7 protein-coding genes are annotated in these 11,987 nt (G+C 72.5%); 4 read left to right on the plus strand and 3 right to left on the minus strand.

The genetic code is table 11. The features are described from left to right. Positions 1-17: 17 nt before the first annotated feature. Positions 18-1,454, minus strand: a complete 1,437-nt coding sequence (gene dacB, locus ACIBF5_RS09020; RefSeq protein ID WP_396809951.1) for a D-alanyl-D-alanine carboxypeptidase/D-alanyl-D-alanine-endopeptidase — start codon at positions 1,452-1,454, stop codon at positions 18-20. 915 nt (positions 1,455-2,369) lie between these two features. Between dacB and ACIBF5_RS09025 the strand changes: the two genes are divergently transcribed. Next, positions 2,370-2,879: an inorganic diphosphatase gene (locus ACIBF5_RS09025; RefSeq protein ID WP_396809650.1), complete on the plus strand. Its 510-nt coding sequence runs from the start codon at positions 2,370-2,372 to the stop codon at positions 2,877-2,879. A 120-nt stretch (positions 2,880-2,999) separates the two neighbouring features. Here the strand turns inward: ACIBF5_RS09025 and eccD are convergent, their stop codons facing one another. After that, positions 3,000-4,427, minus strand: a complete 1,428-nt coding sequence (gene eccD / locus ACIBF5_RS09030; protein WP_396809652.1) for a type VII secretion integral membrane protein EccD — start codon at positions 4,425-4,427, stop codon at positions 3,000-3,002. A gap of 133 nt (positions 4,428-4,560) precedes the next feature. Here eccD and eccCa point away from each other — a divergent pair, with 133 nt between their 5' ends. The 3 genes from eccCa (at position 4,561) to ACIBF5_RS09045 (ending at position 10,657) form a co-directional block, all read left to right on the plus strand. Beyond that, positions 4,561-8,568: a type VII secretion protein EccCa gene (gene eccCa / locus ACIBF5_RS09035; RefSeq protein WP_396809654.1), complete on the plus strand. Its 4,008-nt coding sequence runs from the start codon at positions 4,561-4,563 to the stop codon at positions 8,566-8,568. Positions 8,569-8,654: 86 nt separating this feature from the next. Beyond that, positions 8,655-10,079: a type VII secretion-associated serine protease mycosin gene (gene mycP, locus ACIBF5_RS09040; protein ID WP_396809655.1), complete on the plus strand. Its 1,425-nt coding sequence runs from the start codon at positions 8,655-8,657 to the stop codon at positions 10,077-10,079. A gap of 35 nt (positions 10,080-10,114) precedes the next feature. Next, positions 10,115-10,657 carry a GNAT family N-acetyltransferase gene (locus ACIBF5_RS09045; protein WP_396809657.1) on the plus strand — a complete coding sequence of 181 codons (543 nt, stop codon included), beginning with the start codon at positions 10,115-10,117 and terminating at the stop codon, positions 10,655-10,657. Between the two features lie 95 nt (positions 10,658-10,752). Here the strand turns inward: ACIBF5_RS09045 and ACIBF5_RS09050 are convergent, their stop codons facing one another. Beyond that, the gene (locus ACIBF5_RS09050) at positions 10,753-11,931 is read right to left on the minus strand and encodes a MarP family serine protease (protein WP_396809659.1); all 1,179 of its coding nucleotides are present in this window, start codon (positions 11,929-11,931) and stop codon (positions 10,753-10,755) included. Positions 11,932-11,987: the final 56 nt, after the last annotated feature.

The raw sequence follows: 11,987 nt of genomic DNA on the forward strand, positions 1-11,987 counted from the left end.
CTACCGTGTCGTCCGGTTCAGCCGGCGCAGCCACAGGCGGCGAGGGCGGCGGCGATTTTGTCCAACGCCGACGCCGCCTGCTCCGGGCCGCTCGGCACCTTGTCGGCGAGTACGGCGAAAGCGAGCAGCCGCCCCTGTGCCGTGGTCACCGTCCCCGAGATCGCGTTCACCTCGCTCAACGTGCCGGTCTTCGCGCGTACCGCCCCGAGGGCGGCGACCGCCGACGGGCTGGCGAACCGCTCGGCGAGCGTGCCGGACCAGCCGGCGACCGGAAGTCCGGCGAAGATGCCGGCCAGTTCCGGTTTGCTGCCGCCAGCCGCCAACCCGAGAACGTCGGTGAGCAGGGCTGGACTGATCCGGTTGCGTCGGGACAGACCGCTGCCGTCGCTGACCGTCGTCTGGTTGGCGTCCAGCCCGAGTTCACCCACCACGGTGTCCATCGCGGCGGCGGCGCCGTCGAACGACGCGGGCTGCTGGCGGGCCAGCGCCACCTGCCGGGCGAGCGTCTCGGCGACCACGTTGTCGCTGTCGGCGAGCATGAACTCGACCAGCCGCACCAGCGGTGGCGACTCGACCCGGCCCAGTTCGGTGCCGGGGGCGATCGTCGCGCCGGGCGAGGCCGATGCACCGGTCGCGTCCGGCGGGGCGGCCGGGGCGGTTCCCTTGGCCACCGCGTTCACCGTGGCCGTGGGAAGCCCGAGCGCCTTGGCGAAGAGGCGGCCAGCCGCCACGTCCGGCTTCTCGTACCGCTCGGCGCCCTTGATGTTGTCCTTCGGGTCGATCCGGGCGCCGTCGGTCATCAGCGCGGTGATCGGCGCCGCGAAGCCACCGGTCGGGATGTCCGCGTCCCAGCCCGGTCCGTACACCGGCCCGGAATAGAGGGAGGAGTCGACGGTGACCTTGGTCGGCACGGTCCCACCGAGAGCTTGCTTCACCTTTGCCGCCAGGTCGTCGAGGCGGCCGGCACCGGGGTAGATCCCGGTGGCGTTGATCGCGAGCGTGGGGTCGCCGCCGCCGACGATCACCACCTCGCCCGGGGAAGCCCCGGCCACGACCCGGGTCGCGATCCGATATGCCGGGCCACGGGCCGCCAGCACGGTCGCCGCGGTGACCAACTTGGTGGTCGAGGCGGGCACCGTCGGGGTGTCCTGTCCCTCGCCGTAGAGCTGCTCTCCCGTTGCCACGTCGAGCACGGCGACATGCACCGAGGAGCCGAGTAGGGCGGCGCCCACCAGCGGTCCGATTGCCGCCTGTAGGCCCTGCTGGGTCGGCACCGGCGCGGTGGCGCCGGCGGCGAGGAGCACGGGTGCGGGCGGCGGCTCGGGCGGCTCGGACTGGCCGGTGGGACTGGGGTCGGCCTGGCCCAGCCAGCCGGCGACCGGCCCTGGGCGTACCACGGCCACCCCGGCGGCGGCGAGTGCCAGCACGACCACCGCGGCGGCCCCGGCGACCAGCCGCGTCCGACGCCGGGCGGGTGGTGGTGGCGGGGTCGTCGGCGCGGGCGGGACGGCGACCGGCGGCGCGGGCGGGACGGCTGCCCGACCTGCCCCGCCGTGCTCGGGCAGGAGCGAGGCGTCGGCGGGACCGTAGCCGCCCGGGTAACCCGCGACCGGCGGGACGGCGGCCCGCCCCGGGACGGCTGCCGAGCCCGGGTGGTGCGGCGGGTTGACCGGGTAGTGGCCCGGGTTGCCCGGGTACTGACCAGGGTTCGGCGGGTACTGGCCGGGATGGGCCGCAGCGGCGGGCGGATTCGGACCGGGCGGCGGGACGACTTGAGCGCTACCCGACGCCGGGCGCACCGGGGCCGGCGGACCCTGGCGGTAGGGAGTGCCCGGAGGAACCGGAGGAATAGGTGGCCCCGGAGGAACCGCCATCGGTGAACCGGGATGAACAGGGCGAGCGGAGCCCGAAGTCGACGGCGCACCGGAGTAGTACGTCCCCACCGGGGCAGAACCGGGCGGAACCGGACTCGCCGACCCCGACGCGGAACGGTACGAACCCGGGGGCGGGCCGGACGCAGCCGGCGGGCGCGGAACGGGGTGGCCGGGGTGGTGTGCGGCCGGCTGTGGCACGCTGGCCCGGCCGGGAGCCGGTCGGCCGTCGTACGGCGGTTGCCCCGCCGGTGGGTGCGCCTGGAATTGCTGCTCAGGCGGGTGCGACCCCGGCGCTGGTGGCTCGTTTATCCACCCCGAGTGTGAATCTTCACTCTCCACCGGCCCCTCCTCCCAGTCAGCAAACACCTTTGGGTGACACTACTTCCGTCCGAACACTAAGCGGCGCCCGGTGCATTCGGGAGTGGGACAACACTCCTCCGGCACACGCCGCCTACATTCCGTTAGCCAGCGTCGGCGAACGAGGGAGCGTGGAAGATGGATTTCGACGTCACGGTTGAGATCCCTAAGGGTCACCGCAACAAATACGAGGTCGACCACGCGACCGGCCGGATCAGGCTGGACCGTACCCTCTTCACCTCAACCCAGTACCCGGCCGACTACGGCTTCATCGAGGGCACCCTCGGCGAGGACGGCGACCCGCTGGACGCGTTGGTCCTGGTGCCCGAGCCGACCTTCCCCGGGTGCCTCATCCGCTGCCGGACCATCGGCATGTTCCGGATGAAGGACGAAAAGGGCGGCGACGACAAGGTCCTGTGCGTGCCGTACGAGGACCCGCGGCAGGAGCACCTGCGCGACATCCACCACCTCGGCGAGTTCGACCGGCTGGAGATCCAGCACTTCTTCGAGGTCTACAAGGATCTTGAGCCGGGCAAGTCGGTGGAGGGCGCCACCTGGGTCGGCCGTACCGAGGCCGAGGCGGAGATCCGTGCCTCGGTCCGCCGCCAGCAGGAGGCCGAGGAGAACGGCACCGCGCACGCGCACTGACGCGACGTACCGTTCCCGCCGGCTGGACTCACGGCGGGCGGGAACGAGGCCGCCGGGGCCACCGTGGGCGTCAGGCCAGCGGGGCCCCGGGCACGCCGAACAGATCGACCGCCCAGCGGATCAGCCGAGCAGACCGCGTACCTGGGCGTAGAGGCCGAGCACCGCGCAGGCCACCGGCACCACCGAAACCACCATCAGGGTGTCCACCAGGTCGGCGGCGCGCCCGAGGTACGGCGACGGGGTCCGGTACGCGTAGGTCGCACCGGCGGCGACTGTCACCAGCGCCGACACCAGTGCCGTTCCGACGAGCACCAGCAGAGTGTCCGTACCAGCGCCGGTGACCAGCGCCAACCCGAGCACCACGAAGCCGAGGATGCCGGCGACCACCAGCGGCAACCGCTGGCGGAACGTGACGAAGAGCCGGGAGCGCAGCAGCAGCGCCGCCGCGGCGACCGCCACCAGCAGCCGGCCGGCGAAGCCACCCGCGAGCACCAGCAGCCCGACCCCCACGGTGGCGAGCACGGCGTGTCCGATCAACATGCCGGTGAGAAGTTCCTCGGTACGGGCGACCGCGGCGAAGACCCGCTCCCGCTCCGGCCGCTCCCGTGCCCCGTCGAGTGGGCCGCCGGCCGCGGTGAAGCCCTCCGTACCGTCGGTCCCGGCGGGCAGGGTGATCGGCGGCATCGGCAGCTTGCCGAACCGGATGGCCAGCAGCGGCAGCACCCCGATCCCGCAGACCAGCACCGAGAGCAGGATCGCGGCGGCCCCACCGGCGGAGAGCGCGAACCCGGCCAGCGCGGTCGCCGCGCCGAGCAGGCCGACGGTGGCACCGGCCGCGAAGACCCGCAGCCCGGCGGCGACCCCGACCGCGCCGAGTACGGCGACCAGCAACACCGCCACCGACCCGGCCAGCGCCTCCGGGGCGCCGAGCCAACGCACCGGGGCCAGCACTCCGACCGGATCCCCGGAGGCGATCAGCAGTGCCCCGCCGACGAACGCGTACGGCACGGCGTAGCCGCCGAGCGCGGCACCGGCCGCGGCGTCGCCGTACGCGCGGGAGGCCACCACCCCGGCGAGCGCCAGCAGTACGGAGATGACCAGCGCGGCGATCGGCCCGAGTCCGGCCCCCGGGCCGGCGGCGAGAACCGCGACCAGTCCGACCGTGAGCAGTGCACCGGCACCGGCCAGGCTGGCGCCCCGGGTGGCCGGGGCCGACCAGGCACCGCCCCGCCGCCGGGCCCCGTCGGCGATCGCCTCGACCACGTCGTCGTACTCCGGCTCGGGCCACTGTGCCCGGGCCGGTACGAGATGCAGCACGTCGCCGTCGCGTACCCCCTGCGGAAGCAGCGCCTGACCGTTGGAGAGGGCGGCACCGTCGGTACGCCGCAGCACCCAGCCACCGTGCCGTTCACCGTCGTCGGCCAGCCCGTCCCCGGCGTGTCGGAGCACCTCGGGCAGGAGTTCGGCGAGCGGGAGGTGCTCTGGTAGCGCGACGTCGACCCGGCGCTGGGGGGCGCTGATCGTGACCCGGGCAAGCCCGCTACTCATTGGCTTTCCTCCATCACCGACTGCCACGGCTGCGCGGACGACCGCACTTTACCTACCATGGGCCAGGCTTTGCCTACCGAGCGTCAGGGGGAGATCGGATGAGCGGCCACGGTGCACTCGACGGGATGATGGCGTGAGCACGGTTGTCGTCAAACGGCCCCCACGCCGCCCCGCGCCGGACATCCCTACGGGCGAGTTGCCAGTGGACCCGCCACCGGAGATTCCGGCCGCCGCCGGTGGACGGATGCAGCAACTGATGATGGTGCTGCCGATGCTCGGTGGCTCGGTCGCGATGGCGATGATGTTCGGCCGTGGCGGCGGGGCCTACTCGTACGTGGTCGGCGCGATGTTCGGGGTGTCGTCGCTGGCCATGCTCGCGTCCTCCTGGGGCAGTGCCTCCGGCACGCCGAAGAAGGCGGAGATGATGGCGGCCCGCCGGGAGTACCTGCGCCACCTGGCGACGCTGCGTCGCCGGGCCCGGGACACCGCCGGCAAGCAGCGCGCCGGGCTCTTCTACCGGCACCCCGACCCGGCCCGGCTCTGGTCCACCGTGGGCAGTCACCGCGTCTGGGAACGCCGACCGGCCGATCCGGACTTCGGCGTGGTCCGGGTCGCGGTCGGCCCGCAGACCCTGGCCACCCCGCTGATCCCGCCGGTCACCCGACCACTGGAGGATCTGGAGCCGATGACAGCCGGCGCGCTGCGCCGGTTCCTGGACGCGTACGCGGTGGTGCCGGACCTGCCGGTCGCGCTCTCGTTGCGGGCGTTCGCCCGGGTCTTCGTCCGGGGTGAGGCGCCCCGGGTCGAGTTGGGCCGGCCCGACCTGGGTTGGACCGATTCCGGTCCCGGCACCCCGACCACCGGCACCGAGGGCCCACAGGCGCTGGCCCGGGCGATGCTGACCCAGCTCGCCGTCTTCCACGCCCCGGACGAGCTGTTGATCGCGGTCTGCGCCGGTCCGGAGCGTCGCGGGCTCTGGGAGTGGTTGAAGTGGCTGCCGCACGCGCAGCACCCGAACCGGGTCGACGCGCTCGGCCCGGTACGCCTGGTCGCGAGCTCCGCCACCGAACTCGAACAGTTGCTCGACGAGGTACTCGGCAACCGGTCCCGGTTCAGCCCGGCCGGTCCGGCCACCGACGGCCCGCACGTGGTGGTGGTCCTCGACGGCGGCGACCTGACCGGGGCGGCGGCGCTGGTCAGTGACGGCGGTATCGACGCGGTGACCATCATCGACCTGGACAGCCCGCCGCCCCGGCTGCTGGACCGCTCGACGCTGGTGCTGGAGGTGCGCGGCGGGCGGCTGGACACGTACACGATGGACGGGCAGGCGGAGGTCGGCACGGCGGACCGGCTCACCGCGGTGGAGGCGGAGGCGGTCGCCCGACGGCTCGCCCCGCTGCGGCTGGCGGCGGCCTCCAAGGGTGCCGACACGCCACTGAACACCGAAATGGGCCTGGCCGACCTGCTCGGCATCGGTGACCCGGAGAACTTCACCACCGCCCAGGGTTGGGCACCCCGTCCGGCCCGGGACGGGCTGCGGGTGCCGATCGGTGTGGGCGGTGACGGTGGCGCGATCGAGCTGGACCTGAAGGAGTCGGCGCAGGACGGTATGGGCCCGCACGGGCTGCTCATCGGGGCGACCGGCTCGGGCAAGTCGGAGCTGCTCCGTACGCTCGTGCTCGGACTCGCCGCCACGCACTCCTCCGAGGCGCTCAACTTCGTCCTGGTCGACTTCAAGGGCGGCGCGACCTTCTCCTCCCTGGACCGGTTGCCGCACACTGCGGCGGTGATCACGAACCTGGCCGACGAACTGCCCCTGGTCGACCGGATGGTCGACGCGATCAACGGTGAGCTGATCCGCCGACAGGAGCTGCTCCGGCGGGCCGGCAACTTCGCCAGCCTCCGCGACTACGAGAAGGCCCGGGGCGGGGGAGCCGCGCTCGCCCCGCTGCCGTCCCTGCTGATCATCTGTGACGAGTTCTCCGAACTGCTCTCCGCCAAGCCCGACTTCATCGACCTCTTCGTCCAGATCGGGCGGTTGGGCCGGTCGCTCGGCGTACACCTGCTGCTCGCCTCGCAGCGGCTGGAGGAGGGGCGGCTGCGTGGTCTGGACACGCACCTGTCGTACCGGATCGGGTTGCGGACCTTCTCCGCCCTGGAGTCCCGGGCGGTGCTCGGTGTGCCGGACGCGTACGAGTTGCCCCGCTCCCCCGGGCACGGCTACCTCAAGTTCGGCACCGAGCCGCTGGTGCGGTTCAAGGCCGCGTACGTCTCCGGCGCCTTCCGCCGGGACGGGCTCGGTGGGGCCGGCGGTGGCCAGGGCGGTGCGCCGCGCCTGCTGAACTACTCGACCCACCTCGTGCCGGTGCCCGATCCGGTCACCGCCGCCGCGCCGGTGCCGGAGGGGGTGGCGGCCGGTCAGAGCCTGCTCGACGTGATGGTCTCCCGGCTGGTCGGTCAGGGGCCGCCGGCGCACCAGGTGTGGCTGCCGCCGCTGGCCCAGGCGCCGGCGCTGGACGATCTGCTCGGCCCGGTGGTCGGTGACCCGGCCCGGGGGCTGACGTTCGGCAACCCGGAGTTGCACGGCGCGCTCCAGGTGCCGGTGGCGCTCATCGACAAGCCGTTCGAGCAGCGGCGGGACCTGCTCTGGCTGGCGTTGGACTCGGCCGCCGGGCACGTCGCCGTCGTCGGCGGGCCGCAGAGCGGCAAGTCGACCCTGCTGCGGACGCTGATCTGCGGCCTGGCACTCACCCACACCCCGGCCGAGGTGCAGGTCTACTGCCTCGACTTCGGTGGTGGGGCGCTCGCGGCGCTGCGGGACCTGCCGCACGTCGGCGGGGTGGCCGGCCGGCTCGACACAGCGGCGGTACGGCGCACCATCGGCGAGATCTCGACCCTGCTCGCCGAGCGTGAGCGGCGCTTCGCCGATCTCGGGGTCGACTCGATGGCGGCGTACCGCAGGCGGCGGGCGGTTGGTGGGGTCGGGCCGGGAGCGGACCCGTTCGGTGACGTGTTCCTCGTGGTCGACGGCTGGCCGACGCTGCGTGGCGAGTACGACGACCTGGAGCCGATGATCACCGACCTCGCCACCCGGGGCCTGTCGTACGGCGTGCACGTGGTCGCCGCCGCGCCGCGCTGGATGGACTTCCGGCCGGCGATCCGGGACCTCTTCGGTTCCCGTCTCGAACTGCGGCTCGGCGACCCGACCGACTCGATCGTCTCCCGCCGGGCGGCGACGAACGTGCCGGAGAAGACGCCGGGGCGTGGGATCACCGCGGAGAGCCTGCATTTCCTGACCGCGCTGCCGGAACTGACGAGCCTCGGCGGCGACACCCCGTCGCTGGTGAAGGCGGTGGCGAGCGGCTGGTCCGGGTCACCGGCGCCCCGGGTGCGCCTGTTGCCGCCGGTGCTGCCGTACGCGGAGTTGGACATGTCCGGGACGAGCGGCCTGCGGCTGCCGATCGGCATCTCCGAGGCGGACCTGCGCCCGGTCGTGCTCGACTTCGCGAGCGAACCGCACTTCCTGCTCTTTGGGGACGCGGAGTGCGGGAAGTCGTCGTTCCTGCGTGCGCTGGCCACGTCGATCACCAACCGGTTCACGCCGGAGCAGGCCCGGGTGATCCTGGTCGACTACCGGCGCAGCCTGCTCGGGGTGATCCAGACCGAGCATCTGATCGGGTACGGCACCGCGGCGGCGGCCACTGCCGAACTGGTCGAGTCGGCGGCGGGCTACATGTCTCGCCGGCTTCCCGGCCCGGACGTCACTCCGCGGCAGTTGAAGGACCGGTCCTGGTGGACCGGCCCTGAGCTGTTCGTCCTGGTCGACGACTACGACCTGGTCGCGAGCGGTCCGGCGAACCCGCTGCGCCCGTTGGAGGAGTTCCTGCCGCAGGCCCGGGACATCGGGTTGCACCTGGTGTTGACCCGTCGTTCCGGGGGTGCGTCCCGCTCCCTTTACGAGCCGATCATCCAGCGGCTACGCGAGCTTTCCTCGCCCGGCCTGGTGATGTCCGGGGACAAGGACGAGGGTGCTCTGGTGGGTGCGGTACGTCCTGGTCCGATGCCGCCGGGGCGGGGCCGACTGGTCACGCGCAAGGAGGGTGTACGCCTGGTCCAGCTGGCCCATCTGCCTCCGGTGTGATCGATTCACCTCGTTTGCCCCGCCACCACAGTGAAAAGGGGTAACCTCCGTGCATCATGTTTCCACCGGGGTGAAATGGCCAAGCTGTGACAGGGCTGGTGTATCGAGACCGTAGTGCCGGGGCACGGGCTGCCGTGTCGGCGCTACTCGCCATGGTCGGGGTCGGGGTGACCCTGACCGGTCCGGCCGTGGCCACGGCCGCGCCTCGTACCCGGCCCGTGTTGTCGCAGGTCCAGCCGGTGGAGTTGCCGATCCGGGCGGACGCGATCCGGGACGAGCAGTGGCAGCTCGACGAGTTCGACGCGAAGGCCCTGTGGAAGGTCTCGACCGGCGCCGGGGTCACCGTGGCGGTGATCGACTCGGGCGTCGACGGTGACCATCCGGATCTCGCCGGCCAGGTGCTGCCCGGTCTCGACCTGGTGCAGCCGGGCGGTGACGGGCAGACCGACCCGGTGGGCCACGGTACGACGGTGGCGGGGCTGATCGCCGGGCGGAACGACGACACCCGTGGGGTGGCCGGTCTGGCCCCGAAAGCCAAGATCCTTCCGGTTCGCGTGCTGGACGCGCAGAACCGCTACGACGACGCCATGATCGTGGCGAAGGGCCTGCGCTGGGCGGTCGACAACGGCGCCCGCGTGGTCAACCTGTCACTCGGTGGTGCCGGCAACAGCCCCGCCCTGGCCGCCGCGCTCGACTACGCGTTCGTCCGCGACGTGGTCGTGATCGCCTGCACCGGCAACCGGGGCGTCTCGACGTCGACCGATGTCTGGTACCCGGCCCGGGAGCCGGGTGTGGTCGCGGTCGCCGGGATGGATCGCGACAGCGACCGACTCTGGGCTGATTCGATCACCGGCTCGCAGACCGTGCTCACCGCCCCCGCCACCGGCCTGTACGGCGCAGGCCGCGACGGCGGGTACTGGCGGGTCCAGGGGACCAGCTTCGCCGCTCCGATGGTGACCGCCTCGGCAGCGCTGGTCCGGGCCAAGTGGCCGCACATGTCCGCCGCTGACGTGGTGAACAGGTTGGTCCGTACCGCGCGTGACCTGGGGCCGGCCGGGCGGGACGACACGTTCGGCTTCGGCCTGGTCGACCCGCTCGCGGCCCTGTCGGAACAGGTCGAACCGGTGCCGCTCAGCCCGCTCGACGACAACCTCTCCCCCGGTGAGGCGGGCTTCGGTCCGGCCCCTGGGCTGAGCGCGGCGAGCGGATCGGGCAGCCACCAGACCGACCAGCTCAAGGTCGCCCCGCCGGGTAGCCGGATTCGTTGGGCGGCGCAGCCGGCCGGTGGCCTGGAGGGGGCGAACGGGCAGTCGGGGGTCTGGGTCGGGAGCGCACTGCTCGTGGCCGTACTCACCGGCAGTGCCCTGCTGGTGAACCGGCTCCAGTACGCGCAGGCCGCACGGAACCGGCTGTGGCGGCCGAGGGGCCGGCGGGACCGGGTGAGCGCGGCGCCAGAACCGGAAAGCCGCGACACCGCCACTGACGACAGCGATTTGTCAAGCGAATCCTGACGACCGTCGGCTGCCTCCGGCGCTAGTCTCGCGCCATGACCTACAAGATCGTCACGGAACGACTGCGGCTGCGGAACTGGCGTGAGTCCGATCTGCCGGTGTGGGCGACGATGAACGCCGACCCCGAGGTCCGCGAGCATCTCGGCCGGCTACTGAACCGGGACGAGGCCGCCGCGTCGATGACCGCGTTCCAGGACGACCTGGACGGCAACGGCTTCGGTTTCTGGGCGGTCGAGGTCCACACGACCGGGGAGTTCATCGGCTTCACCGGACTGGACCGGGTGGACGAGGGAATGCCGTTCCACGGGGTGGAGATCGGCTGGCGGCTCGCCCGAGCGGCCTGGGGGCACGGGTACGCCACCGAGGCGGCACGGGCCGTGCTCGCGTACGGCTTCGACACGGTCGAACTGCCCGAGATCCTGGCGGTCACCGCGCGGACGAACCTGCGCTCGCAGGCGGTGATGCGGCGGATCGGAATGACCACCGACCCGACGGACGACTTCGACGATCCCGAGCCCGATTCGCCCGAACTGCGCCCCCAGGTTCTCTACCGCAAGCGCCGCGACCAGCGCGACTAGCCCGCCCGAGGTCAGATGCAGGGCTGCGCGGGGTCAGGTGCAGGGCCTGCCCGGGGGGTGCAGGGCCTGCCCGGGGGTGCAGGGCCTGCCCGGGGTCAGGTGCAGGCGCCGGTCCCGGTGGCTCGGGTGCGCTCGGTACCGGCGGTAGCCACCGGCCGGGCTTCCTCGGCGGTCACCGCGAAACCGGTGTTCGGATCGTCCGCGGCGGCGGCGAAGATGACGCCGAGCACCTGCCCGTTCGGTGCGACCAGCGGGCCGCCGGAATTGCCGCTCTGGACCAATGACCGGATCGTGTAGATCTCACGGGTGACGTCCCCGGAGTCGTAGATGTTCGGACCGGTGATCTTTGTGACGTCCCGTACCCGGGCCGCCTGCGCGTTGTACGGCCCGTCCAGCGGGAAACCGAGCACGATCGCGTCCGCCTCGCTCGGCGCCTGGCGGGGAGCGAACGGCATCACCGGCGCGGTCAGCCCCGGCACGAAGATGACCGCCAGGTCGCGTTCCGGGTCGTAGACGACCACCCGACCGTTGTGCCGGTCGCCTTCCACCTCGACCGAGACCGACTTGGTCCCGGCTACCACGTGCGCGTTCGTCATCACCCGGTCGTCGGCGTAGACAAAACCGGAGCCCTCGATCCGCCGCGAGCAGGCTGGCGCGGACCCGAGCACCTTGACCACCGACCGCTGCCCGTTCACCACCACCTGTGATCCGGCCAGCGCCGGGTCGGGGGGCGCTACCTGCCGGGCGCGGGTCGCGGCGAGGCCGCCGAAGACGTCCGGAAAGCCGTTCGTGTCGACCGTGTCGCGCAGTTGGTTGGAGAGCGCCTGTGCCTGGGCGGGTAGCACCTGGTCGACGGCGTCCAGCAGGGCACTGTTGCGTACCGCACTGGCGATCCAGGGCACGGAGGAGGAGCCGAGCGGAACCGCGACCAGCCAGGCTCCCAGAAGCACCGCGAAGAGCGAGACGAAGGCGCCGCCGATGTCGTCGGCCTTACGGCCCACCGGACTGTTGATCGCGTGCCGCAGGTGTGAGCCGACCCAGCCGGAGAGGGTCTGCCCGAGCACCGCCAGCCCGAAGATCGTGATCAACGCGACCAGGATCCGCATCGACTCGCCGCCGAACTGGTCGGCCAGGAGCGGGCCGAGTTGCAGCCCGATCAGCAGGCCGACGAAGAACCCGGCGAGGGAGAGCCCGCCGATGACAAAGCCCTGCCGGTAGCCGATGATGGCGAACACCAGCATGAGCAGGATCAGCACCACATCCACCACCGACACAGGTCCAGCGTACGGGGACCAGGGCCCGAAGATGACAGCCCGCTGGTAGTGGTCGG

The sequence above is a fragment of the Micromonospora sp. NPDC050417 genome (genome assembly GCF_044458865.1).
In the GTDB taxonomy this organism is placed as follows: Bacteria; Actinomycetota; Actinomycetes; order Mycobacteriales; family Micromonosporaceae; genus Micromonospora_G.

Bases quoted from the DNA above. Each gene is read 5' to 3' on its own strand.
- eccD (WP_396809652.1), bottom strand. From the start codon at position 4,427: ATGAGTAGCGGGCTTGCCCGGGTCACGATCAGCGCCCCCCAGCGCCGG.
- ACIBF5_RS09025 (WP_396809650.1), top strand. From the start codon at position 2,370: ATGGATTTCGACGTCACGGTTGAGATCCCTAAGGGTCACCGCAACAAA.
- ACIBF5_RS09045 (WP_396809657.1), top strand. From the start codon at position 10,115: ATGACCTACAAGATCGTCACGGAACGACTGCGGCTGCGGAACTGGCGT.